Raw genomic sequence first — 24,493 nt, forward strand, 5'->3', positions numbered from 1 at the left:
TACTTGACTTTTTTTTGTTTTGATGATGGGTGACATTTTAACTATCGATTATGACACCTGACATTTCTAGAGTCGGGCTAATGTTAATGCGTGTTGGAGTAGAGCCAGCATGCGATTAGGTAGAGGAATTTGTCGTGGATAAAATCTGTGCTGATCCACTCGTGCGAAAGTTTTTTGGATTTCGAATCAGGTCGTCATTTTTTTATACTGTTGTTGTAGTTTTTAGTTTGGCTTTGTGCGCGCTAGTCGGGATGAAAGGCGGGGGGAATACCGTATGGGGGTTGGTTCCGATACTTTTGTATGCTGGTTTGTGTATTGCTGGTCTCGATATCGTTCTGGCAACTGCTGTAGCATTGGCTGCCGCATTTGCCATACTCCAGCCGCAGCCAATTGATATCGGTGTAATGCTTGGGAGTTCTCTTTCAAATAATGTAACGATTATAGGCTTAATTACTTTGATGGGGGCGGGGCTAGGAGAAGTTCTCAAAACGACAGGTGTTGCGCATACGATAGTAAAAGTTGTTTTGAATGGAATCGGGATTAGGTCTGAGCGAGCTGCTATTGTGAGTATCATGCTCTCAAGTATGCTTATCGTATTTATGCTCGGTACGATTGGCGGCGCCCTAGCGGTTGCTGGTCCAATTCTCATCGCATTTGCAACCCAATATAGTATTACTCGTCGTGCAACCGCAGTTGCATTTTTGTATGGTGGCTGCGCTGGTTTAGCTTTAGCCCCTTTTGCAGGCTCAAATATCGCCATTATGCAGGCAGCCAAAGTCAGCTATTTGCAATATTTAACTTACGGGGCAGGACCGCTTGCGATTTTATCTTTTCTAGTTGGAGTTCCTGTACTTCTTAGGCTTCAAAAACGCGCAGTTGTAGAGCGAGACTTCTACCCTGCTATTGAGTCAGACGATGAGGGCGAATTTAGTAGAGGAAAGTTTGCTACCGTAGTGTTCAGCGTGACACTGTTATTGACTATTGGTTATGCGGCATATACACGTGCAGGCACGACGCTTCCGCTGTTGACGCTTCCATTAATGGCTGTTGTGACGGGATGTGCCGCTGGGCTATCGCCGAAGAAGATTATTGAATCTTTTTATCGTGGTGCCGGTGGGTTGATTCATATATTCATCCTGTTCTGGATGCTTGCGACACTATTCAATGTGATTGATGATCTAGGACCATTCAAGAGTCTTGTTGAAAGTTATCATTCTGAGTTGCTGGGTATTCCACCATATTTGTTTGTATTGATAGTGTCGATGATCGGCTTGATAGCAGTGCCAGGTGCATCTGCAGCGGTGGTGGTTTTAGTAGATAAATTATTTGGTGGGTTGGCCGACCAGATGGGTATTACATCCGCCGCATGGATCATTGTTCTAATTTTTTCATCGAAAGGCGATACCTACGGGCCATTCCCAAATCCGAATATGGTTACTTGCATGGGGATGGCTCGTTATGAAAACTTGAGATACATGCTTCTTAGTGGCTGGGTGTTGCTTGTGCCTTGCACTCTTATGTTTGCCGTGCTTCTTTATTTTGTATAGGTGGGAAGTTGAAATGGAAGAAAATATTAACAAATCGTTGATTGTCAGCATGGCTGAATGGATCACTCAGCGTGGCAGTACTTGGCCTCCAAAGGTTGTACAGCGCGTCGAGCACGCGCTAGGCGACACAATTGCATGCATGATAGCTGGGTCAGTGGATGCTGTGGCAATTAAAGCTCGAACCGCCGCAGAGGCTTGGGGCGTAGGTGATGCGAAAGTAGTTGGTAGTAGTATTTATTTATCGGCTCCAGGCGCAGCTTTGGTCAATGGTACTGCAGCTCATGTTTTAGAAATTGACGATAATTATTACCCTGCTTTAACTCATGCCTCTGCGGTTATAGTTCCAGCTTTACTTGCTTTGGCAGACGAGATTGAGGCCAGCGGGGAAAAAATAATTGATGCATATATAGTTGGGCTTGAGTTGCATGCTCTTTTAGGGCGGGGAGTAAATCGGTCGCATTACTTCACCGGCTGGCACCCAACCGCTACTATCGGTTGTATCGGAACCGCCGGCGCGTGTGCAAGACTTTTAGGCCTCAATCTTAGCCAAACAATAGCAGCGATGAGTATTGCTACAAGTATGGCCGCTGGTAACAAGGCCCAGTTTGGCACCGAGGTTAAGTCACTTCAATGCGGTTTCGGTGCATCGAATGCGGTGAAAGCAGCAAGGTTGGCTGAAGCAGGAATAGAAGGTAATCCCAATGTGCTAGAAGATCCCCAGGGATTTCTTCACCTATACGGAGGACCTGATCCACGTGGCTGGAGTGAACCACTTAAAAAACTCGACAACCCATTAGCAATGCAAGAATTTGGTTTGGCCCCTAAGCGACACGCCTGCTGCGGATCTGCGCATAATACTTTGGATTCTATTCTTGAAATAAAGTCTCAACATGAGTTTGATAGCGAAGATATCCAATCTATAGATATTTTGGTGGGTGCAAGTAATAAAAAAAATCTCAGATACGATGATCCAAAGGACGAGTTCAAAGCCCGATTCTCAATGAATTACAATGTTGCGTTGATACTCTTGCAGGGAAAGGTTTGCTTGGCTGACTTTACATCGGAAGCTATTACTCGTCCTAAGGTAAAGGAGCTAATGAAGCTAGTGCACATGGAGTCGCGCTCATTCCAGGATGAACCAAATGATCCAGACGAACGTCCACCACACCTAGTAAAAATCACGCTAAAAAATGGCGTAATTTATGAACGTTCAAGAGTGTATGCGAAAGGGTTAATACAGGAGCCATTTAACGATGTTGAGCGGCGGCAGAAAATTGAAGGTTGCTGTCAAGGCATAATGAGCGAGGCCGATATTTCCTCTCTAATTGAGTTGCTCAGAGGGGTGAGTTGGATCGGTAATATAAGAACTCTTACTGATATGCTGTCGTTTGGCTCTAAGTGATTCTACGTCACTTTAGTTGTTTGGGTTGAATGAGTCACTTGCTCACGATTTGTAGCCCAGGTCGTGAGTGAAGTTATAGAATCTTGGCTTGTATGATTAAATGTTTTGGCTTGATAGCGCTAATTCGCTAAGTGTTATTCGGTGCTTTCTGTTCTGAGGTGGTTGTAATTGGCTTTGATGAAGCTCCACGCATGAGTTTGCGTTAGGGGTATCTGTTTTTTGATTTTTCATGCTAAGGGAACGGGAAATGATAAATTCCAACAATAAAATCCTAAGTATTGCTGTTGCCTCATTGGCTTCGGGAAGTTCGCAGGCGACGTTTGCTGATTTTATAGAGGACAGCAAAGCAAACCTTGAGTTGCGTAACTACTACTTCAATCGAGATTACCGAGAGGGTGCCGGGCAAAACAAGCGTGAGGAGTGGGCGCAAGGCTTTCTACTGAATTACAGTTCAGGCTTTACAGATGGTATCGTCGGCCTTGGATTGGATGCCTTTGGCGTTCTGGGTGTAAAACTTGATTCGAGTCCAGATCGTACAGGTACGGGGTTGTTATCTCAGGATCGGTACGCCAAAAAAGGGGACCCATCTTATGCTAGGCGTGCAAAAGACGAATACTCGAAGCTAGGGCTAACAGCAAAATTACGTTTTGAGAAATCAGAGTTGCGTGTGGGAACTTTACAACCTAGTTTGCCACTGATACGCCCCAATATTAGCCGCATCTCACCTCAGCTCTTTGAAGGGGCAATGATTACTTCAAAAGACTTCAATAATTTTACACTTAATGCGCTTCAGATTAATAAGCAGAAATATAGAGATTCAACCGATTACCAGCCTCTCCAACTGACTAGTCAATCTGGAGCGTACACTAGTGCTACTAGTGATCGTTACTATGTTGTCGGTGGTGACTATAGTTTTACTCCGCAGCTTTTAGGTACGTACTATTATAGTGACCTTGATAATATTATGAAGCAGCAATTTTTTGGATTGAAATATGGCTTTCCTTTGGGTGACGGTAAAGTGCAAGCTGAGGCCAGATACTTCAATGCTGCTGAGTCTGGGGGGGCGAGGGCTGGAAAGGTAGATAACCAAGCCCTTAGCACTAGGATTGCTTATATTGTAGGGGGGCATACTTTCAGTGGCGGACTTCAAAAGTTAACTGGTGACACCCCGTTGGCTTATTTAGATGGTGCGAACTCGTATCTCTTTTCTGAAATTCAGTCGAGCAATTTTTCTCAGACCAAAGAACGTACTATGCATCTCCGCTACGACTACGATTTCTCGTCGTGGGGGCTTCCTGGGTTGATGGTTTCTACAAGTTATTTTCGAGGGGATCAGGCGAGGGTGAACCGGCTTCGCGGTGAGCAAAATGAATGGGAGCGCGATTCATCTTTGTCATACGTTTTCCAAACAGGGCCCCTAAAAAATCTAAGTATTAAGTGGCAGAATGCTCATCTCGAGTCCAGTTTTGCGCGTGATACTGATGAGAATCGGCTTTATTTCGCCTATACAATTCCGATTTTTTAAATTACGGCTCCCTAGGTAGAGAACTATCTATGGAGCTTGCGCGGCAACGTTTCCTTGACTTTGCTATTAAGCAGATTAGTTTATCTTGGGTTGCGTGTTCTATTGTGTTTTTAGGTAAAAAATTACATTCGGTTGCTGAAATTCTTATCGCTGTTGTGGAGTGGTTGCTGTGGTCGAACTTTTCAGTTTTCCCGGTTTTTGGTTCGCTTTAGCACAAATAGTGGTTATCGATATATTGCTCGGTGGAGATAACGCAATTGTAATTGCGATGGCGTGTCGCAAGCTTTCATCAATACAGCGCAATCGAGCGATCATTATTGGAGCGTTAGGGGCGATTGTCTTACGTGTCCTATTGATTGTGTTTGCCCTGCATTTGTTGGAATTGCCATTTCTCAAGCTGGTTGGTGCTTTATTGCTCGGATGGATCGCGATAAAACTTTTAATAGGCGGTGATGAACAGGTGAGTGAAGGTTCCAGTTCGACCCAAAATTTGTGGTCGGCGATCAGGACCATTATAGTGGCGGATGTTGTCATGAGCATGGATAATGTTGTTGCAGTGGCTGGAGCATCTAAAGGAAATGTCACGCTAGTAGTGATTGGTGTTGTGATCAGTATTCCAGTTATAATCTGGGGGAGTAAGGCCGTTCTTTATCTTATAGAAAAATATCCCCTAGTGATTACTTTTGGTGCTGCACTGCTTGGATGGATTGCCGGAGGGATGGCGGTGAGCGACTCATCTCTGCCATCGCTTCCTGGATGGTCATGTTATGTTGGGGGGATGGTCGGTACGACGATAGTTTTGGCTGTTGGTAGGTTGTTAGGCCAAAGTCAGAAAACAGCTAATACTTAAGTTCGCCACAGAGTTGGTATGTGCTTCTGAAGCTTCAAGGCTTTCCAAACTGATTGTTGTGTGCTATTCGTTTGAATAGACTCTTACTATGGCCGATTACCGGATTTTAATTGCCCCATAAATCCATCGCGATATTTTTCTCTCAATGGAGCGTCGCATATTCTTATAGTGGGATATACGGTGAAGAACCAAATCAATACGTACTGCATATGAGATTCGGAGATATTTTCTCCAAAGCTTGGAGAGACCTTGCTTAATATAGTCGGCGTTTTGATCCATCGCCCACCACCCTGAACGTGTCTCCGATTTTGGTTGAAATCCGCGTCCGATCCATCATTGGGGGGCCACGGAGAAGCGGCGGGATAGTGGGGCGGGTGTGGCGGTGATAGGGGACCTTGGCGGTTCTGAATTGGGTGGGGCTGGAGAGGTGGGCAGTTTATCAGGATTGGTCAAAGGAGGGCTGCTTCAGTCTTGATGCAGGGGATCAACTGCTCTTGGGCAAAACGTTAAGTCTTTTCCGGTCTGAGTTTGCGGCACCCGCGCTGGAGCAAGTCACCTTGTGGGATTGGAGGAAGACAAATCCTGTTGATGGTTGATGGTTGATGGTTGATGGCATGTGGCTATCAATGTCCATACCCATCCAGGAACGGAATCCATGTCGAAGAAATTACACGCCTTAGCTCTGTCCTTGGCAGGCATCGTTGTCGGTATGCAGAACGCCGCGGCAGCCGACAATCTGTTCAAGAGTTACGCGTACGACACCCCCATTGCGAGCTACACCGAAGCCGGTGGTTTCTATGACTGCTCGGCGGATGTAGGCGCGACCGCCAGGTGTATTGATGACGTAGATTTTATTGATCAGAAGTTTACCGCCGGCCTGGTTTTCAGCGGTGACAAGTTGATGATGGTGACGCTATTCGCCCCTTATGATCGTGACCTGTTCGGTCGTGCGATCGGTGCTCTTGCCAAGAGTTTTGGTCTTGTTGCGTTGACTGATGGGAAATCCATTCTGGATCTCATCGACCTCGCAGCCAAATCAAAAAGCAGGGACGAATACACCGCCAAACTCACGAACTATGAAAGTGTTGCTTTAAACGCCAACGATTTGACCTACTCCTTTGTTGAAGGGGCTGCATCGATAAAGGGCGCAACCAGTGTTCCTGCTTTGATGAAGGCCGCGCCAGCAAACGTCCGGGGTGCAGATTTGATTGTCAGTGGCGAAGGTGAAGATTTAACCATCATGATCAAGTTCTCGTTTCCGAAACTTGATGAAAACAAGCTGATTGAACAAGCCAAGAAGCCAGTCGAATCGTTCTAGAATCGGCTCTTTTTGTGTATTGAGCCCCGTTATTGCGGGGCTTTTTCAACGCAGGTCTGCATCGCTACGGAAAAACCATCGAGAAACGCACCAATCTGCTCACTCCCTCGCAACCGCACCACCGGGACCTGCGCCCCCACAGCCAACCGCACCGCCTCAATCCCCGGCCGATAATCCCGATCAAACGTCCAGACAAACTTCAAAAACGTCAAAAACTCCCGATCCAGCTTCTCTGAGCACCCAGCTGCAAGATCAGGCCGAGGGCGGTTCATTACGCTGCGTTTGATCACGCGGGTAAGGCAGGTGAGGCGTGGGGTGTCGAGCCAGATGATGAGGTCGGCGCGGGGGAGGCGCAGGTCGAAGGTGCGGCGGGCGTAGTTGCCTTCGCAGATCCAGGTGTCCGGGCTGACGGCGTCGCGGACTCGGGCGCGGAATTGTTCAGCGTCAGGTTCGATCCAGCCGGGTTCCCAGAACAGCGTGTCGAGGTGTACGACGGGCAGGTTCAGGCGTTTGCCGAGTTGGCGGGCGAGTGTGGATTTGCCGCTGCCGGCATTGCCGAGAATTACAATCCGTTGCATGGGGACTTCTTGTCGCAAAAAGTCGGCGATTGTGCAGGTTTTGCAGGTTCGGTTAAAGGCGGATTGTGAGTTTTAAACGGTGAAACTTGCTGTCGTTTAAATGAAGCCTGTCGTTGCCATCTCTTGCCTACAACGGCTTGCGCCACCCCCTACACGTAAGACAGAATCCGCCGGCTTGTGCGTCTAGGGCGCGGGTTTTATTGTTCTCTGGTCACTGAAAAACAGTGATCGGGTTTGGTAGCCCGTTTCCGTCAGAAGCACAAGACTACTGTCTTGCAGTGGCTTTTCTCGCCCCTGTTTTATGGTGGTCATGCGCGGGGCATCTTCGGATGCGCCGGGGTTCCTGACGACCGGTCTACCAACCTGCGTATGGCCTCCACCCTTCGTTTGGTAGCGAGAGTGATGGCTCCTTTTCGTTCATCCGTCAGGAGTTACACCATGTTCAAACCAACACCCAATCCCCCAGAAACAGACCCCACATCCCCCTACGAATCCATCGATTCGAAAAAACTCCACGAAGCCGCCGAACGCGCCCTCGACCACTATCTCGCCCCGGCCAGCTCAATTATGGCCAGCACCAACGTCCCCGAACCGATGTTCCTCGCCAACCCGAAATGCGACACCGAAGCCCTGCTCGCCAATGCCAGTGAATCCCTGGGATCGGCCACCGTCATGCTCAGTGATTTTGCGGCGTTGCTGGACGTCTCGCACCGCAAGACATTGCAAGGCATCGCGCAAGTCGTGATGTTGGGAGAGTTGGCCGTGAATCAGGCACTGGATAACGTCGAACTTAAAACTTAAGCGCAAACCCTTGCTTGGCAGATGCTCCGGCCGCTGCCATGCACGGGGAGTTTTTCTTCAGAATTTCCTCACAGTGACGACAACTTACGCATACCTTTTTTGCATCTTGAGTTGCTCATGAAAAAACTAGTCGTCGTTATGTTCGCTGTTCTGTTCCTCGCAGGCTGCGCCAACCAGAAGTTCAAACCCGAATACCGTACGCAAATCCACACGGTGAAGGTCCTCCCGGTAACGTGGAGTACCAAGGAAATGACTTACATGGGTCGTGAACAAGCATGGGGCGCGGCGGTAGGCGCCGGTCTTGGTACCGGCGTCGGACTGGCGGCTGGTGCGGGGAAGGTGGGTACAGCAGCGCTGGGCGGCGCCGGGTTTGCGGCCGGTTTGAAGGCAGGGGATCTGGCGTCGATGTCTACGGTTGAGGCGATTCTGTACAACATGGAAAGCGCTGATATCGACCTGGGCAAGTTGGTCAAAAAGAGTTTCGAGGATCAACTGGCTGCCAGTGGTCGTTTCAAGATCGTTGCTGAAAACGAGCCGGCCGATGCCGAGATCAAGTTGACCGTTATCAGTTGGGGGTTTTCTCTGACACAAGGTTTCAGCAGCGTGGTGTATCCGACGATTGCTGTAAACGCTGCCATGAAGCGCGGCGGCGAGTTGATCTGGCAGCGTAACGAGCCAATCACCCCGTTCAATGGTGCCAACACCTATGGTTACGAGCCGTTGCGTTATCGCACCGAGCCGGAGTTGCTGCGTACGGCGTTGACTGGCGTTTCGCAGATTGCCGGTAGCTATCTGATCAAGGATATGAACGAGTAACGACTGGCCGACCTGAACCCGCGCTGTCGAGCGCGAAAGTTTCATGTTGCGGTGTGCGGCGCAGGCCTAGGATGTTGACACAAGATCGTCGTGTTTCATCCAAGGGGAGCCGTGCCATGAGCGCCAATGTCGTAAAAGTGCTGTTGATCGCTGCAGCTGTATCGGTATTGAGCGCCTGTTCGGGCTCCGGTGGTTTGACCACCACCAGTTGTTTTTCCTCGGATTGCCAGTCGCCGGAAGGGCGTAGCAATGCCAATACGCTTAAGTTCGGTGGCAACAGTATTGGTAGCAGCCTTAATCAGTACAGTTCCGGGATGTTGCATGACGACTGATATTGAATGGCTGAAGAACAAATAACCTGTGGCGAGGGAGCTTGCTCCCGCTGGGTCGCGAAGCGGCCCCTGCCTTTAACTTCAACAGCTGGGGCCTGCTGCGCAGTCCAGCGGGAGCAAGCTCCCTCGCCACTGGGTTAATAATGGTTATTGGGGCACCGCCAGCCATTCGCCAATGACTTTCTGATACTTGCCAGTGACCTTGCTCAAATGCAGCCACTGATCGACGTACATTTTCCAGCTGATGTCATCACGCGGCAGTAGGTAAGCCTTCTCGCCGTACTGCATGAACTGCTCCGGATTGACCGCGCACAAACCGGGTTTGAGTTTCTGTTGATAGCGCGCTTCCGAGGCGTCGGTGATCATCACGTCGGCCTTGCCGTCGAGCAGTTCCTGAAAGATCGTCACGTTGTCGTGCAGGGCCAGTTGCGCCTTGGGCAGGTAGGCGTGGACGAAGGCTTCGTTGGTGCCACCGGCCGGTTCGACCAGTCGCACATTCGGCTGGTTGATCTGCTCGACAGTCTGGTACTTGCTCTGCTCGGCGCAGCGCGCCAGCGGGATCTTGCCGTCGACGTCGAGGGTGTTGCTGAAGTAGGCCTTTTTCTGCCGCTCCAGCGTCACCGAGATCCCGCCCATGCCGATGTCACATTTGCCGGCCTGCATGTCCGGCATCAGGGTTTTCCAGGTGGTCTGCACCCATTCGACTTTGACCCCGAGGCTGTCGGCCAGCGAGCGCGCCATCTCGATGTCGATGCCTTCGAAATCGCCGTCGGTGCGTTTGAAGGTGTAGGGCTTGTAGTCACCGGTGGTGCAAACGCGAAGCTGGCCTTGTTGCTGGATGCTATCGAGATGGGATGGCGCTTCTTGCGCCTGTGCAGCGCTGGCCAATGTCAGCAGGCCGCAGAAGATCAATGTGCTTTTTTGAATTGTCATTGAGATCGGGCTTATCGAAAGGGAAGGTGGGCCCAGTGTAGTGAAAGCTTTTCCCGGCTGTCATCCCGCGTCCGGGCTCAACGTGCCTAGCCACGCCACCAAAGCGATGATCAGCAGTGCAATCGCCAGCTCCGCCAGAACGCTTCGGCGTAGAGCGTTCGCCGCGACGGCATGCTGTCCATCGCGCAACGATTGCTGCAATGACGGCCCAAGGTGAAAGCGATTCAACGCGGCCAACACCAGCATCCCGGCAAACAGAAAAACCTTGATCGCCAGCAGTATTCCGTAGGTGCCGAGCAATACGTCATCCAGCCTTGGGCCGACGATGAACAGGTAATTCACTACGCCGCTCACGGTCAGGATTACTACGATAAAAGCACCCACCCATTCGAAGCGTTTGACCGCATCAGCGAGCAGACGAATACGCGTTTCATCAACCAGCCCTCGCGCCATCAACACCAGTGCGAGCATGGCGCCCAGCCACGCGCCCGCCACGAGCAAGTGCAAAATGTCGCTGAGAAAGTGCAAGACACCTTCGTCCATTGCGCCGTGACCGTTCCAGGCCAGCGAGGCGAGGGCGACTGCGCTGGCACTTGACGCGATCCACAATCCTGGCCGGATCATCACAACGATCAACGCCAAAATCCGCACTGTCCACGCCAGTCCGACATCCGTCTCAAACAGCATCATTTGCAGATGCGGCCACAGCGCGGTGAACTCGGTTTCTCCGCTCATGGCGCTGGTCATCAACAGCAATCCAGCCACCGACAGCAGCGCACCGATCAACGCCATCCCGCGCAACATCGGCTTGAACCGAAGACCTCGTTCAAAGCTGTAAACCCCGAACAACGCCACCCCGAACAACAGCAGCAAATCCACATACAACGCCAGACGCAGGATGATGTTGATCAGTTCGCCCATCGCTTATTTCACTTTGAACGTGACGTTGCCGGTGATCGGATGAGTGTCTGCAGACACCGCGCGCCATTCGACTTTGTAAGTGCCGGCGGGCAGTGGCGCGAGTGGGGTGATGAGCATGGATTTGGGATCGCTGCCGGCGCTGACTTTGGCTTTCATCGGCATCGGCGAGTGCGCCATGCCGGGCATCTCGGTCATCACCAGTTTGGCCCCGGAAAACTGGGTCGTCAGGTTCTCGGAAAAGTGCAGCTCGATTTTCTCTGGTGCGGCACCGTCCGCGCCTTCGGCCGGGGTCGATGACAGCAGTTTTGGATGGGCTTGGGCGAGCGTGCTCAGGAGCAATCCGCTGGCGAGGACGAGGGTGATTTTCAACGTGCGCATGCAAGACCTCTGTGTTGTTTTTTGATGGGGATTCAGAACCACAAACGCACGCCGAGGACCAGGCGCGTTTCGCTGCGATCCTCGCCTTCTTCACGGGCGTAGTCGGCGGTGTTGCCGTAGCTTCGGTTCCACGTCACGCCGATGTAGGGCGCGAATTCGCGGCGGATTTCATAACGCAGGCGCAGGCCGGCCTCGGTGTTCGAGAGACCCGAACCGATGCCGCGTTGCGGGTCGTTTTTGCCGTAGACGTTGAGTTCGGCGGTCGGCTGCAGGATCAGCCGATTGGTCAGCAGAATGTCGTAGTCGCCTTCCAGCCGCACGGCGCTCTGGCCTGCTTCACCGATAAACGCCGTGGCTTGGGTCTCGAAGTTGTACAGCGCCATGCCCTGCAAACCGAACGCGGCCCAGGTTTGTGGCGCGCCGGGTTTGAAGTCCTGACGCACGCCGCTGACCACATCCCACCACGGCGAAATCGCGTGGCCCCACAACGCCTGAACTTCTGCGTGTTCGGTCTTGCCGTTGCTGCGTTCGCCTTCGGAGCGCAGCCACAGACGATCGATGTCACCGCCGATCCAGCCGGACAAATCCCAGGCCAGAGCGCCGCCATCGTCGGCGTCCTGCCATTCGAGTTTGTCAGCGAGAAAGTAGGTGTTGATGGCACTGTCGTGCACCTGATGTCCACCGGGGCTGGTGAACACGGCTGCGCGGTCGGCGTCGGTCAGCGGCGGGATCGGCGTGCGGCTTTCGGTCGGTGCGGCGGGCTGCATCATGCCGTCGTCCATGCTTTGCATCGCCGAGTGATCCATGCCGGGCATCTGGCTGTGATCCATGCCTTGCATGTCATTGGCGGCAAGCGCAGAGCTGCCGATCAGCAGCAGGGAAAACGCTGAGTTTCGAGTCATGATCATTCTTCCACCCGCACTTCGCGAAACATGCCCATTTCCATGTGGTAGAGGAGATGGCAGTGATAGGCCCAGCGACCGAGCGCGTCGGCGGTTACCCGGTAACTGCGGCGGGTGCCCGGGGGCATGTCGATGGTGTGTTTGCGCACCTGAAAGTCACCGTTTTCATCTTCCAGATCGCTCCACATGCCGTGCAGGTGAATGGGGTGGGTCATCATCGTGTCGTTGACCAGCACCAGACGAATCCGCTCACCGTACTTGAGGCGAAGGGGCTCGGCGTCGGAGAATTTGATGCCGTTGAACGACCAGGCGAATTTCTCCATGTGGCCGGTCAGGTGCAGTTCGATGGTGCGGCTCGGGTCGCGGCCGTCCGGGTCTTCGAAGGTGCTGCGCAAGTCGGCGTAAGTCAGCACGCGGCGACCGTTGTTGCGCAGGCCGAGGCCGGGGTCGTCGAGTTTCGGCGCGGTGCTCATGGCTTGCATGTCCACCAGCGGGTTGTCGGTTTCGCTGGCGGGGTGCGACTGCATCGGGCCCATGGTGGAGTGGTCCATGGCGCTCATGTCCATCGATGCGTGATCCATGCCGCCCATGCCCATGTCGTCCATGGTCACTAACGGGCGCGGGTCCAGTGGCGGCAACCGCGCTGCCAGTCCGGCGCGGGTGGCGAGGGTGCCACGAGCGTACCCGGTGCGATCCATGGCTTGGGCGAACAGGGTGTAAGCCTCGGCGTCGGGCTCGACGATCACGTCATAGGTTTCGGCCACGGCAATCCGCAATTCATCAACGGTCACCGGTTTGACGTGCAAGCCGTCAGACGCGACCACGGTCATTTTCAAACCCGGAATGCGTATGTCGAAATAGGTCATGGCCGAGCCGTTGATCAGCCGCAGACGCAGTTTTTCGCCGGGACGGAACAGGCCGGTCCAGTTGCTATCGGGGGCGTGGCCGTTCATCAGGAAGGTGTAAGTGGCGCCACTGACGTCGGCGATGTCGGTGGGGTTCATCTTCATTTCCGCCCACATCGTGCGGTCGGCGACGGTGGCGCCCCAGCCTTTTTCGCCGACGTCATGGATGAAGTCGCCGACGGTACGCTTGTGGTAGTTGTAGTAATCCGACTGTTTTTTCAGAGTCTTCATCAGACTGGTCGGGTCCTCATCGCTCCAGTCGCTGAGCATCACCACATAGTCGCGGTCGTAGTGGAACGGCTCCGGGTCTTTGGCATCAATCACTAGCGGGCCGTAGACGCCGGCCTGCTCCTGCAACCCGGAATGGCTGTGATACCAGTAGGTGCCGTTCTGCCGCACCTTGAATTTATAGACGTAGACGCCGCCCGGCTCGATGCCGTGAAAGCTCAGGCCGGGCACGCCGTCCATGTTCGCCGGCAGCAAAATGCCGTGCCAGTGAATCGACGTGCTGTCCTTCAGTCGATTGCGCACCCGCAGCGTCACGGTGTCGCCCTCGCGCCAGCGCAGCAAAGGGCCGGGGACGCCGCCGTTGATGGTCAGCGCGGTGCGGGGCTGGCCGGTGAAGTTGACCGGGGTTTCGCCGATGAACAACTCGAACTGTGTGCCGTTGAGCTCATTCAACTGGCCCGCCGCATCGAGCGCCCAGACCGGCGCCCGCCACAGCCCGAGGCCACCGAGCAAGCCGCCAGCGGCCAGCCCTTTGACGAAGGTGCGTCTTGAAGTGTTGAAGTGCATGCGCTGAAAGTCCCCGTTTGATCCATGACGGGGAGGCTAATGGCCGGCAGCTTTCAGTTGGCTGAGGGGCGGATTACAGTTTTGACAGTTTCAGCGCGTGAGGCTGTCCGCCAGATGCTGTGCCTGAAGCGAAGCTGCCCACCGTGAATCGCGATCCACTTCATTGCCCAGAATGGTTTTCTCAACCAACAGCGCGTGCACATCCTGGACGCCGATGAAGTTCAGCCAGGCTTCCACGAACGGTTTTTGAAAGTCGAAGCGTTCGGCCGGTGTGCTCGACTGCGCGGAATAATCCAGCCCGCGGGCGTAGGCGACCACGGCGGTTTTACCGACCAGCAAACCTTGCAGCCCGCTTTGCGGATCGAAGCTGAACAGGATGTCCTGATGCGACACCAGATCGATGAAGTGCTTGAGTTTGTACGGGATGCTGAAATTCCACAGCGGCACCGATAGCACCAGCACATCGGCGCGATACAGCGGGGCGGCGAGGGCTTTGAGCTGGCCCCAGGCCGTTTGTTGCGTCGCGGTCAGGGGCGTGCCGGCGAGCACGGCGTATTTTGCGTTCATCGCTTCTTCGTCGAGATCGGCGAGCGACATATTCCACAGGTCCAGCGTTTCGACCTGCGTTTGCGGGTGGTTCTGTTGATAGCGCTCGATGAAGCTGCGCGCGACTTCCAGTGAGGCGGAGCGCTGTTTGCGTGGCGAGCATTCGATGTGCAGAAGGGTGGTCATGTCAGAGTTCTCGGCGTTCGGTTGGGAATGCCGGGCATTGCAACATAGCTCGCTTCTCACTATAAATCGTAAATAAACCGGCCATTGATCACATAACTAACTATGTTTGATGCTCTGCTACTCAAGACCTTTGTCACCGTGGTCGACGAGGACGGCTTCAGCCGCGCCGCGGAAAAACTGCACCTGACGCAATCAGCGGTCAGCGGCCATCTGCGGCGCCTCGAAGAACAGATCGGCAAACCACTGCTCAAGCGCACCACGCGTTCGCAGCAGCTCACGCCGGATGGCGAGCGCCTGATCGCTTATGCGCGGACGATTCTGGCGTTGCACCGCGATGCCTGGGCGCAGCTCACGAGGACACCGTTTCAGGGGCGGGTGCGCATCGGTGTCTCTGAGGATTTTGTCGAGGCGCGGCTGTTACGCGCCTTGCAGGAGTGCGCCGCGTTGCATCCGGGGATGGAACTCGATGTACAGGTGAACATTCCCGGGACGCTGCTGAACCAGATGAAGCAGGGCGATCTGGAACTGGTGATCGGCTCAATGTGCGAGTCCCGCGAGCCGGGGCTGTTGTTATGGCAGGAACCGCTAGTGTGGGCGTGGTCGGCGCAACCGCTGATGCAATTGCCGACGCCGTTACCGCTGGCGCTGTTCCCCGAGCCTTGTCCGTATCGCGAGGCTGCATTGACTCGCTTGGCCCAGGCCGGAATTACCCAGCGCACAGCCATGCTTTGCAGCAGTACCGCCGGGTTGCGCGCCGCCGCATTGGCCGGATTTGCCGTGGCGCCGATGGCCGCCAGTCAGCTCGGTCAGGGGCTGGCAGCACTGGGGGCGGAGCAGGGCTTGCCAGCCTTGCCGGATGTGCAGTTTCGTTTGTATACCGCCACCCATGCCGACCCGCAGATGATCGCCGCCGTGTCGCAGGTGATCATCGATTATTGCTCGGTGCGACGGCAGTAATCCTTATTGCAGACCGAGGCCTTCTTCTATCAACAGCAACAGATTGTTTTCTGTCAGCGCAATGGCATCCAGTTGTGGTCCGGGTTCGATCGACTGTAACCACCAATGGCTTTCGCCATGCTCATCGACCGTACGTAGCAGCGAAGTGTCCTTGCCCGGTAAGTTGATCTGCACGCGTCCGGCACCGTCTTCGGTGAATCGCGCAATGGGATCGAAAGTCAGGCTGTGCTGATTGGCTTCGATGACCAGTTGATCGATGGCGTAGTTATGGCTTTCACCGTCGGGGGAGAACTCGCAAACATGCGTAGGATTTCGCCGAATCTTCAGTCCGACTTCGGTCACCGGTTGCAGCCAGGCTTCGATGCGGTGGTACAGGTCGTAGACTTGTGCGGGCCAGCAGTCGATCTCAAGCTCGGCGCAGGTGATTTCGTCCGCGTGGGTTTGCCGGGTTTGCTTGAGCTTCGCGGCGAGTTCGTCTGCTTTACTCATTTCGGATTCCTTTGTTGATGTCTGCCTATTAATCGTAGACCTTTCAACACGGTACGCTTTGCCTTACGTCATGCGCCTGCAACAAAAGCGTGTCCAAATCAGCGCTGGCCAAGTCTGGTCAGGAACCAAAACCACGGACGCAGGCGTCCCAAGGAGCGGGAAGGATGAAAAAACTTTTTACAATTATGGCGCTGATTGCGCTGACGGTCGGCAGCATCGGTATGAGTTCGGCGCGTCAGTCGAATGCCAGCAAGGTGCAAGCGGATGCCGTGCCGGGGGTGTTTGATTACTACCTGCTGACGCTGTCGTGGTCGCCGACCTTCTGTCTGACGCACAAGGACGATACCCAGTGCTCCGGCAAGGGCTACGGCTTCGTGCTGCACGGCTTGTGGCCGCAATACGCCAACGGCGGCTGGCCGGAATCCTGCCCGCCGTTGACCACGCTGTCGGCTGCTGAAACCAGCAAAGGCCTGACGCTGTTCCCGACCAAGAAACTGCTCGATCACGAATGGTCCAAGCACGGCACGTGCAGCGGCCTCGGCGCGATGGGCTATCTGGACGCCGCCGACAAAGCCGTCGCAGCAGTAAACATCCCTGAGGAACTGCAACCGTTCAGCACCTCGTATTACTTTGAAGCACAGGAAATCGCCGACCTGTTTCGAAAAAGCAACCCGGGGATTCCAGCAGACGGCATCGCGGTGATCTGCAGCGGCCCGGAACTGTCGGAAGTGCGCGTGTGCATGGGCAAGGATCTGCAGTTTGGCGCGTGCGGCAAAGGCGTGAAAACCCAATGCCGGGCAGGGGATATCCGGGTTCCACCGTCGCGTTGATCCACTTAAGTGCGTGACCTGTGGCGAGGGAGCTTGCTCTCGCTGGGGCGCGAAGCGGCCCTTCTTTCAAAAAGAAAGGCCTGCTGCGCAGTCCAGCGGGAGCAAGCTCCCTCGCCACAGTTTTTCTGAGTGAAAATAAATCACTGCGCCACCGTTATCCAAATCCGGTGCGCGCCGATATCAACTGGGTTGGGATGTGCCATCGGCGCTGGTTTGCCGTGAACACCCCGGTGGGCTACGCTCACGAAAAGTAAGGACTTGGGGCTGCGACCCCGGACGCACCTGCCCAGGACATGTTTTTGCCTATCCCCACGCACGATCCGCATCAGGCCCCCGGCACGCTAAAACGCCTGCCACTGCGTAAAGCGGCAGCGCTGTTTATCGTTGCGGTATGTTTGTGCCTGTTCGGATTGTTGTATCTGCAACTGGAGCAGTCGCGACGCCAGGATCTGGCCACTGCGCAAATGGCTTCCGCCAACCTGACCCGGGCGATGGGGCAGCAGGCGGAGGACACGTTTCTCGCCGCCGATCTGGTGCTGACCAGCCTGGTTGACTGGATTCAGGACGATGGTTATGGCGCCGGGCAGAAGCCTCGCTTGCAGCAGACCTTCGCCCGTCGTGTGCAGCAATTGGAGCAGTTGCACGGGATGTTCCTGTTTGATCAGCAGGGCCAGTGGGTAATCACGTCATTCACTGATCTGCCGCGTGGCAATGGCGTGGCCGACCGCGAGTATTTCAAGTTCCATCAGCAGAACGTCTCGACCGTGGCGCACATCGGCCCGGCGATCCGCAGCCGCGAGAACGGCGAGTGGATCATTCCCATCTCGAAACGCATCAACGATCGCCTCGGCAACTTCCAGGGCGTGTTGATGGCCGGGATCAAGATGTCGTACTTCGATCAGTTCTTCAAAAGCTTCAGCCTCGATGACAACGGCATCATGTTCCTCGGCTTGACCGACGGCACGCTGCTGGCCCGTCGGCCGTTCGATGAAGCGTTGATCGGCTCGTCGCTGGCGCAAGGCAAGATTTATCGGGAGCTGCTGCCCCAAGCGACTTCCGGCACCGCGATGATCACCTCGGTGGTCGATGGCATTGTGCGGCTTTACGGTTATCGGCAATTGGGTTCATACCCTTTGGTGGTCGCGGCTGCGTCATCGCGGGACACGATTCTCAAGGGGTGGTACGAGCGCGCATTTCAGTCCAGCGTGATTATTGCCTTGGTGATTCTCGGTGTCGGTTTGTTCGGCTGGGTGTTCATTCATCAGGTGCGGGATGGTGAGCGGATCGAGAAAAACCTGCGCAAGGCCCAACTGGCGCTGGAGCAGATCGCGACTCACGACAGCCTGACCGGGCTGGCCAATCGGCGGCTGTTCGAGCGTTCGCTGGAAGTCGAGTTTGCCCGTGGTGCACGGCAGTCGAGCCCGGTGAGCCTGATCATGCTCGATATCGATTTCTTCAAGCGTTACAACGATGCGTACGGACATGTGGCGGGCGATCATTGCCTGACCCAGGTCGCGCAAGTGGTGAAGGGTTGCTGTCAACGCAAGGCAGATCTGGCGGTGCGTTATGGTGGCGAGGAGTTTGCGGTGTTGTTGCCGGATACCGACATCAATGGCGCGCTGGCGATTGCCGGGCAGATTCGCCGCAGCGTCATGGACAAGCACATCACTCACAGTGGTTCACCGACCGGGTATCTGACGGTGAGCCTGGGTTGCTATTCGTTCATTCCGAGCGGTAATGACAGTCTGGAAGTGTTTATCCAGCGCGCTGATGCTGCGTTGTATCAAGCCAAAAATGCTGGGCGCAATCGCGCTGCAGTGCTGTCGATGGACGGTGGTTTTGCCGAGCTGATGCGTTCGGATCGTTGATCAGGCGACATAGTTGTTGAATGTGCTGACGCCTTCGCGGGCAAGCCCGCTCCCACAGGTTTTCAGGGTGTTGGTAAAACTTTCGCTCACACCACGGACACTGTGGGAGCGGGCTTGCCCGCGAAAGCGTCAGATCAGTCGCCCTAGATAGTGGCTGATCCGACGCATGAGGTTGGCCGCAGGCCACAGCTATCACCATGACCTGCTCTTGTTCGTTCAGCTGCCAGTGCCACCCCCCGCGCCGCCAGTTCCACCACCTGCCGAACCGGTGCCACCGCCGGCCCCCGAGCCAGATCCCATGCTGCCGCCGTTAGTGCCAGTTCCCGAGCCCGCGCCATCGGAGCTGTCGCCGCCCTTCGGCGCGCCGGGGGTGCTGTCCGGTGGCATGGTCGAGCCGCTGGTTGCGCCGGATTTGGTGCCCGTTGCATCAGTGCTGTCATTGGCAGCAAAAGCGCCGACCGAGGCTGTCGCCAGCAGGCCGGCAAGCAAGAGCGAAGTCAATTTACGAGATGTCATGGTAAGTCTCCAGAAAGGGCTGGTTACCTGACATTTGTCTGACCCCCACAAAGCTTGGTGCCGGTCGGCTGACAAACGGTCGGTCTAGCGTGCGTCGAACGCCGCCAGTTTCTGCTCCAGTCCCTCGCGAACCTGCGGCCACTCATCATCGATGATGCTGAACCGCACCGAGTTGCGCTTGCGTCCATCCGGCATGATCCGCTCGTGACGGACAATGCCTTCCTGTTGCGCGCCGAGGCGCAGGATTGCATGGCGTGATTTCTGATTGTTTTCGTCAGTGGTGAACTGCACCCGCACGCAATCGAGCACTTCGAAGGCGTGGCGCAGCATCAGGTATTTGGCGGCGGTGTTGACGAAGGTTTTCTGCCAGCGTGTCGAAATCCAGCTGCTGCCGATTTCCAGCTTGCGGTTAAGCGGGTCGATCTTCCAGAAACGGGTCGAACCGATCACTTCGCCGCTATCCTGCAACACAATGACAAACGGCGTCACCGTGCCGGCCTCGCGGCCATCCAGAGCTTTTTTCAGATAGCTGTCGATGGTGTTTGCAGAAGGCACGACGGTGACGGTGAGGTTCCACAATTCGCCATCGGCGGCAGCGTGAAGCAGGGCGTCGGCGTCGGAATATTCAAGCGGGCGCAGAATAATGCCCTGGCCTTCGAGCGTGGTGTGCATGGACTGAGATTCTCGGCAGTACGGGCAAATGGCGAGCGACTATTACGCCGCAGCGAGTTGATCCAATGCAACCACCACAGCGGCTACAGGTCAGAATTTTCACACCCACCGACAGGAGCGTCAGCCGATGAAAAACCTGCGGATCGCCACCTTCAACGTCAACGGTCTGCGCGCACGCTTGCCGAACCTGCTGGAATGGCTCAAGCGCGAGCAACCGGACATCGCTTGCCTGCAAGAGTTGAAGTCGGTGGACAGCGCCTTTCCCGCCGCTGAGCTGGAAGCCGCCGGTTACGGTGCGATCTGGCAGGGGCAGCCGTCTTGGAACGGGGTAGCGATCCTGGCGCGGGATGCGCAACCGCTGGAGAGTCGACGCGGTTTGCCGGGTGATCCCAACGACAGCCAAAGCCGTTATCTGGAAGCGGCGGTGCACGGCGTGCTGGTCGGTTGCCTTTACCTGCCCAATGGCAACCCGCAACCGGGGCCGAAGTTCGATTACAAATTGGCGTGGTTCGAACGCTTGATCGCCTACGCCAAGGACTTGCAAAGCAGCGATCACCCGGTGGTGCTGGCTGGCGATTACAACGTGGTGCCCACCGACATGGACATCTACAACACTCGCTCATGGCTCAAGGATGCGTTGCTGCAACCGGAGAGCCGCGAGTGTTATCAGCGCTTGCTCGATCAAGGCTGGACCGACTCGTTACGGCATCTGTATCCCGAAGATCGGCTCTACACCTTCTGGGATTATTTCCGCCAGCACTGGCAGAAAAATTCCGGACTGCGCATCGACCATTTACTGCTCAATCCGGCATTGAGCCCTTATTTGCACGGGGCCGGAGTAGACGCCTGGGTGCGCAACGAACCGCATGCCAGTGACCATGCGCCGACCTGGATTCGCATCGGTTCGCGCAAGCGGCGATAGGGCTGATTGGCGAAATCAATTGTCGGCAGCAATGCCTGATCCCGTATACATGTCGGCCATTGGCGGAGCGATCCGCAGTCACATGCGAAGGGACTGAGCAATGAGCGAACCACGCTTGACCAATTCAAGCTTGTACCTGCAACGTCTGGGATTCGAAACTCCCCCGGCGCCAACACTTGAAACCTTGCGTCAATTGCAGTTGCGCCACACGGGCGTGTTTCCCTTCGAAAATCTTTCGACGATCACTGGTCAGCCGGTGCCGATCGATCTGCCATCGGTGGAGCAGAAAGTCCTGTATGACGGTCGCGGCGGTTACTGCTACGAACTCAACAGCCTGTTTCTGGCGCTGTTGCAGGAACTCGGTTTCGATGCACGCGGCATCAGCGGGCGCGTGGTCATGGCCCAGCCTGAAGGCACCTGGACCGCTCGCACTCATCGCTTGAGTCTGGTGATGATCGACGGCGTGCGCTACATCACCGACGTCGGTTTCGGTGGCATGGTGCCTACCGCGCCGTTGCTTCTGGATACCGAGGCCGAGCAAGCGACACCACACGAACCTTATCGCATCGAGAAGCAGGCCGACGGCTACATGCTGCGCGCCAACGTGGCCGGTGAATGGCGGTCGATGTACCTGTTCGATCTGCAACGGCAGGAAGACATCGATTACGCCATCGGCAACTGGTACGTCTCGACCCATCCTGACTCGCCGTTCGCCAAACGCCTGATGGTCGCACGCACCGGCGACGGCTGGCGGCGGACGCTGAACAACGGCAGCTTCGCGATCCACCGGATCGGTGCCGAAAGCGAGCGTCGTGAGCTGACGAGTGTCCAGGCACTGATTGAAGTGCTGGAGCGCGAGTTCGGGCTTCGCGTGCCGAACCTTCCAGCGGTGCGCCAGTCGCTCGAACGTTTTATCAGCGTCGCCTGACGCTTAAGGCTTGGCGTCGGGCTCCAACACTCGACGGATTTCGCCGACCGCTGCCGACAATTTCTTTTCGAGGCTTTTGAGGTCGGCGGCGGTGATGCCTGGAATAAATTTGCCGCTTCGCTCCGGTTCAGCCGGCGCATTCGCGTTATCGAGCAGGGCGCGGCGCAGGGTGTTATTGATCACCGTCTGATAGCCGAAACCTTCGCTTTCCGCCACCGTGCGCGCCGCGTCGATAACCGCGTCGTCGAGCATGATGGTGATGCGGGTCTTGCCCTTGGCGGATGCCACAGCGCCACGCTTGGCATCGGTGAAGTCGTACTGGTCTTTCATCGTTCAAGCCTCCAGAAAATATTGGCGCCGTTCGCTCGGTGTAGCGACGCGCGCGGAAATGATTCGCACAACATTCGGTTCGCGATAACTGTACGCAACGACCAGCAAACGTCCCTTGCCATCAAGGCCAAGGGTGATCCAGCGCTGCTCGTCATGGTCATTGTCCTCAAGGGTCAGTGCTCGTTCGTCGTGAAATACCGGTTCGGTCTCTGCAAGGCTCACGCCTTTGTGCTTGAGTCTGTTGGCAGCGTTCTTGCTTTTGTCGAACTGAATGTCGAATGACTTAATTATGCATACTTTATATGTATAAAAAAGAGCGCGACTGCACCGCTGGTCGCCATGAACACTTCAGCCTGGTGGGATAAAAAGCACTGCCCGGCACAGATGTATTGCCGGATTTGTGGGGGATGGAAGCGCCGGGATAGAAGGTTGGGTGGCTAACTATCCATAATGTGACCGATAAGTTGTATACAACTCTATGGACATTTGTTGTGACTCTTGCATACAGTGTGCGCATAACAAAAAACCAGGGAACCCCCCACCATGAAAACGCCCCATCTTTCACACCAACGGCCCGAGGACGAAAATCTCGGGGTCGGCGCGAATATGGCTTACGGCCTGCAACATGTTCTGACCATGTATGGCGGTATCGTCGCGGTGCCACTGATCATCGGTCAGGCAGCCGGGCTGTCGCCGGCGGACATTGGTTTGTTGATTGCCGCTTCACTGTTTGCAGGGGGGCTGGCGACGTTGCTGCAAACCCTGGGAGTGCCGTTTTTCGGATGTCAGTTGCCGCTGGTGCAGGGTGTTTCGTTCTCGGGTGTGGCGACGATGGTGGCCATCGTCAGCAGCGGCGGGGAGGGTGGCTTTCAGTCAGTCCTTGGCGCGGTGATAGCGGCCTCGCTGATCGGATTATTGATAACCCCGGTGTTCTCGCGAATCACCAAATTCTTCCCGCCATTGGTGACCGGCATCGTGATCACCACCATCGGCCTGACGCTGATGCCAGTGGCCGCACGCTGGGCGATGGGGGGCAACAGCCACGCCGATAACTTCGGCAGCATGGAAAACATCGGTCTGGCGGCACTGACGCTGGTGCTGGTGTTGCTGCTGAGCAAAATCGGCAGCTCGACCATCTCGCGTCTGTCGATCCTGTTGGCCATGGTGATCGGCACGGTGGTGGCAGTGTTCCTTGGCATGGCGGATTTCTCCACCGTGACTCAGGGCCCGATGTTCGGTTTCCCTACACCTTTCCACTTCGGCATGCCGACGTTCCACTTCGCTGCGATCCTGTCGATGTGCATCGTGGTCATGGTGACGCTGGTCGAGACTTCGGCGGATATTCTGGCGGTCGGTGAAATCATCGACACCAAGGTCGACTCCAAGCGTCTGGGCAACGGTCTGCGTGCGGACATGCTGTCGAGCATGATCGCGCCGATCTTCGGTTCGTTCACCCAAAGCGCCTTCGCCCAGAACGTCGGGCTGGTGGCGGTGACCGGGATCAAGAGCCGTTTTGTGGTGGCGACTGGCGGTGTGTTCCTGGTGATTCTCGGCCTGCTGCCGTTCATGGGCCGGGTGATTGCCGCGGTGCCGACTTCGGTGCTCGGTGGTGCTGGCGTCGTGCTGTTCGGTACGGTGGCGGCGAGCGGTATTCGTACGCTGTCCAAGGTTGATTACCGTAACAACGTCAACCTGATCATCGTTGCGACCTCCATCGGTTTCGGCATGATCCCGATTGCCGCGCCGAACTTCTACGATCACTTCCCGAGCTGGTTCGCGACCATTTTCCATTCGGGCATTAGCTCGTCGGCGATCATGGCGATCGTGCTGAACCTGACGTTCAACCACTTCACGCTTGGCAACTCGAATCAACAGTCGGTGTTTGCCGAGGCGGCGGAACGGGTGCTGCGTTATCAGGATCTGGCGGCGCTGCGCGAAGGCGACTATTTCAGCGACGGCAAGCTGCACGACTGCGATGGCAATGAAGTGCCGGTGGTCGAGGTGGATACCGATCACGGGCACGGTGCGCCGAAGGTTCATGCGAAGAGCAGTGAGCACGTCTGACGGTTGTACTGAGTGAAAGAAGGCCGATCTGCAGAAATGCAGATCGGCCTTTTTCATTGGTCAAGATCAAAAGATCGCAGCGTGCCGCAGCACATAAAGGGGTAACATTTTAGGGGTGGGTCTGGGGCACGCGGGCGATTTTTTTTTTTTTAGGGGGGGGCAAAAAATAACCAGGATATTTA

Annotated in this window: 26 protein-coding genes; 14 read left to right on the forward strand and 12 right to left on the reverse strand. The window is 55.4% G+C overall.

The genetic code is table 11. From position 1 onward, the window contains the following. Positions 1 to 134: 134 nt before the first annotated feature. The 5 genes from ACIOZM_RS12280 to ACIOZM_RS12300 all read left to right on the forward strand — a co-directional run bounded on the left by ACIOZM_RS12280 (position 135) and on the right by ACIOZM_RS12300 (position 6,642). Positions 135 to 1,547 (forward strand): Na+/H+ antiporter NhaC family protein, encoded by a 1,413-nt coding sequence (locus ACIOZM_RS12280; RefSeq protein ID WP_401213816.1) that lies wholly within the window; start codon positions 135 to 137, stop codon positions 1,545 to 1,547. A gap of 13 nt (positions 1,548 to 1,560) precedes the next feature. After that, positions 1,561 to 2,949: an MmgE/PrpD family protein gene (locus tag ACIOZM_RS12285; RefSeq protein WP_401213819.1), complete on the forward strand. Its 1,389-nt coding sequence runs from the start codon at positions 1,561 to 1,563 to the stop codon at positions 2,947 to 2,949. Positions 2,950 to 3,196: 247 nt separating this feature from the next. Further along, a complete protein-coding gene (locus tag ACIOZM_RS12290; RefSeq protein ID WP_401213822.1) occupies positions 3,197 to 4,474 on the forward strand; it encodes an OprD family porin in 1,278 nt (425 codons plus the stop codon). A 169-nt stretch (positions 4,475 to 4,643) separates the two neighbouring features. Further along, the gene (locus ACIOZM_RS12295; RefSeq protein WP_401213825.1) at positions 4,644 to 5,324 is read left to right on the forward strand and encodes a TerC family protein; all 681 of its coding nucleotides are present in this window, start codon (positions 4,644 to 4,646) and stop codon (positions 5,322 to 5,324) included. Positions 5,325 to 5,979: 655 nt separating this feature from the next. Continuing rightward, positions 5,980 to 6,642: a hypothetical protein gene (locus ACIOZM_RS12300; RefSeq protein ID WP_401213828.1), complete on the forward strand. Its 663-nt coding sequence runs from the start codon at positions 5,980 to 5,982 to the stop codon at positions 6,640 to 6,642. 29 nt (positions 6,643 to 6,671) lie between these two features. Here ACIOZM_RS12300 and ACIOZM_RS12305 read toward each other — a convergent pair whose 3' ends face one another. Continuing rightward, positions 6,672 to 7,220 (reverse strand): AAA family ATPase, encoded by a 549-nt coding sequence (locus ACIOZM_RS12305; RefSeq protein WP_401213830.1) that lies wholly within the window; start codon positions 7,218 to 7,220, stop codon positions 6,672 to 6,674. 438 nt (positions 7,221 to 7,658) lie between these two features. On the opposite strand from ACIOZM_RS12305, the gene ACIOZM_RS12310 reads away from it, so the two are divergent. From ACIOZM_RS12310 to ACIOZM_RS12320, 3 genes are all read left to right on the forward strand, one after another. Continuing rightward, entirely contained in the window at positions 7,659 to 8,021 is a 363-nt protein-coding gene (locus ACIOZM_RS12310; protein ID WP_401213833.1) for a DUF6124 family protein, read from the forward strand. A gap of 117 nt (positions 8,022 to 8,138) precedes the next feature. Then, positions 8,139 to 8,837: a hypothetical protein gene (locus tag ACIOZM_RS12315; protein ID WP_401213836.1), complete on the forward strand. Its 699-nt coding sequence runs from the start codon at positions 8,139 to 8,141 to the stop codon at positions 8,835 to 8,837. 116 nt (positions 8,838 to 8,953) lie between these two features. Further along, the gene (locus tag ACIOZM_RS12320) at positions 8,954 to 9,169 is read left to right on the forward strand and encodes a hypothetical protein (protein WP_401213839.1); all 216 of its coding nucleotides are present in this window, start codon (positions 8,954 to 8,956) and stop codon (positions 9,167 to 9,169) included. Between the two features lie 147 nt (positions 9,170 to 9,316). On the opposite strand, the gene ACIOZM_RS12325 is transcribed toward ACIOZM_RS12320, so the two are convergent. The 6 genes from ACIOZM_RS12325 to ACIOZM_RS12350 all read right to left on the reverse strand — a co-directional run bounded on the left by ACIOZM_RS12325 (position 9,317) and on the right by ACIOZM_RS12350 (position 14,735). Then, positions 9,317 to 10,102, reverse strand: coding sequence for a transporter substrate-binding domain-containing protein (locus ACIOZM_RS12325; protein WP_401213842.1), 786 nt, complete (start codon positions 10,100 to 10,102; stop codon positions 9,317 to 9,319). A gap of 60 nt (positions 10,103 to 10,162) precedes the next feature. Beyond that, positions 10,163 to 11,023 carry a copper homeostasis membrane protein CopD gene (copD, locus tag ACIOZM_RS12330; protein WP_401213844.1) on the reverse strand — a complete coding sequence of 287 codons (861 nt, stop codon included), beginning with the start codon at positions 11,021 to 11,023 and terminating at the stop codon, positions 10,163 to 10,165. A 3-nt stretch (positions 11,024 to 11,026) separates the two neighbouring features. Further along, positions 11,027 to 11,401, reverse strand: coding sequence for a copper homeostasis periplasmic binding protein CopC (gene copC / locus ACIOZM_RS12335; protein WP_401213846.1), 375 nt, complete (start codon positions 11,399 to 11,401; stop codon positions 11,027 to 11,029). Between the two features lie 32 nt (positions 11,402 to 11,433). After that, the gene (locus ACIOZM_RS12340) at positions 11,434 to 12,303 is read right to left on the reverse strand and encodes a copper resistance protein B (protein WP_401213848.1); all 870 of its coding nucleotides are present in this window, start codon (positions 12,301 to 12,303) and stop codon (positions 11,434 to 11,436) included. Between the two features lie 2 nt (positions 12,304 to 12,305). Continuing rightward, positions 12,306 to 14,003 (reverse strand): copper resistance system multicopper oxidase, encoded by a 1,698-nt coding sequence (locus tag ACIOZM_RS12345; RefSeq protein ID WP_401213851.1) that lies wholly within the window; start codon positions 14,001 to 14,003, stop codon positions 12,306 to 12,308. Between the two features lie 90 nt (positions 14,004 to 14,093). Further along, complete coding sequence (locus tag ACIOZM_RS12350) at positions 14,094 to 14,735, reverse strand: FMN-dependent NADH-azoreductase (protein WP_401213853.1); 642 nt, start codon at positions 14,733 to 14,735, stop codon at positions 14,094 to 14,096. 102 nt (positions 14,736 to 14,837) lie between these two features. Here ACIOZM_RS12350 and ACIOZM_RS12355 point away from each other — a divergent pair, with 102 nt between their 5' ends. Further along, the gene (locus tag ACIOZM_RS12355; RefSeq protein WP_401213856.1) at positions 14,838 to 15,692 is read left to right on the forward strand and encodes a LysR substrate-binding domain-containing protein; all 855 of its coding nucleotides are present in this window, start codon (positions 14,838 to 14,840) and stop codon (positions 15,690 to 15,692) included. 3 nt (positions 15,693 to 15,695) lie between these two features. On the opposite strand, the gene ACIOZM_RS12360 is transcribed toward ACIOZM_RS12355, so the two are convergent. Further along, positions 15,696 to 16,181 carry a hypothetical protein gene (locus ACIOZM_RS12360; RefSeq protein ID WP_401213859.1) on the reverse strand — a complete coding sequence of 162 codons (486 nt, stop codon included), beginning with the start codon at positions 16,179 to 16,181 and terminating at the stop codon, positions 15,696 to 15,698. Positions 16,182 to 16,345: 164 nt separating this feature from the next. Here ACIOZM_RS12360 and ACIOZM_RS12365 point away from each other — a divergent pair, with 164 nt between their 5' ends. Then, positions 16,346 to 17,011, forward strand: coding sequence for a ribonuclease T2 (locus ACIOZM_RS12365; protein WP_401213861.1), 666 nt, complete (start codon positions 16,346 to 16,348; stop codon positions 17,009 to 17,011). A 299-nt stretch (positions 17,012 to 17,310) separates the two neighbouring features. Next, positions 17,311 to 18,879 (forward strand): diguanylate cyclase, encoded by a 1,569-nt coding sequence (locus ACIOZM_RS12370; protein ID WP_401213864.1) that lies wholly within the window; start codon positions 17,311 to 17,313, stop codon positions 18,877 to 18,879. A 216-nt stretch (positions 18,880 to 19,095) separates the two neighbouring features. Here ACIOZM_RS12370 and ACIOZM_RS12375 read toward each other — a convergent pair whose 3' ends face one another. Continuing rightward, complete coding sequence (locus tag ACIOZM_RS12375; protein ID WP_401213867.1) at positions 19,096 to 19,395, reverse strand: hypothetical protein; 300 nt, start codon at positions 19,393 to 19,395, stop codon at positions 19,096 to 19,098. Between the two features lie 84 nt (positions 19,396 to 19,479). Then, positions 19,480 to 20,067: a GNAT family N-acetyltransferase gene (locus ACIOZM_RS12380; RefSeq protein ID WP_401213869.1), complete on the reverse strand. Its 588-nt coding sequence runs from the start codon at positions 20,065 to 20,067 to the stop codon at positions 19,480 to 19,482. Positions 20,068 to 20,194: 127 nt separating this feature from the next. Between ACIOZM_RS12380 and ACIOZM_RS12385 the strand changes: the two genes are divergently transcribed. Both ACIOZM_RS12385 and ACIOZM_RS12390 read left to right on the forward strand, forming a co-directional pair. Then, positions 20,195 to 20,989, forward strand: a complete 795-nt coding sequence (locus tag ACIOZM_RS12385; RefSeq protein ID WP_401213872.1) for an exodeoxyribonuclease III — start codon at positions 20,195 to 20,197, stop codon at positions 20,987 to 20,989. Between the two features lie 100 nt (positions 20,990 to 21,089). Continuing rightward, positions 21,090 to 21,917, forward strand: a complete 828-nt coding sequence (locus tag ACIOZM_RS12390) for an arylamine N-acetyltransferase (RefSeq protein WP_401213875.1) — start codon at positions 21,090 to 21,092, stop codon at positions 21,915 to 21,917. Positions 21,918 to 21,920: 3 nt separating this feature from the next. Here ACIOZM_RS12390 and ACIOZM_RS12395 read toward each other — a convergent pair whose 3' ends face one another. After that, a complete protein-coding gene (locus tag ACIOZM_RS12395; RefSeq protein ID WP_401213878.1) occupies positions 21,921 to 22,247 on the reverse strand; it encodes a BrnA antitoxin family protein in 327 nt (108 codons plus the stop codon). A gap of 3 nt (positions 22,248 to 22,250) precedes the next feature. Further along, entirely contained in the window at positions 22,251 to 22,535 is a 285-nt protein-coding gene (locus ACIOZM_RS12400; protein ID WP_401214026.1) for a BrnT family toxin, read from the reverse strand. Between the two features lie 255 nt (positions 22,536 to 22,790). Here ACIOZM_RS12400 and ACIOZM_RS12405 point away from each other — a divergent pair, with 255 nt between their 5' ends. Next, positions 22,791 to 24,311 (forward strand): nucleobase:cation symporter-2 family protein, encoded by a 1,521-nt coding sequence (locus tag ACIOZM_RS12405; RefSeq protein WP_401213880.1) that lies wholly within the window; start codon positions 22,791 to 22,793, stop codon positions 24,309 to 24,311. Positions 24,312 to 24,493: the final 182 nt, after the last annotated feature.

The sequence above is a fragment of the Pseudomonas sp. NPDC087346 genome, assembly GCF_044744235.1.
GTDB lineage: Bacteria > Pseudomonadota > Gammaproteobacteria > Pseudomonadales > Pseudomonadaceae > Aquipseudomonas.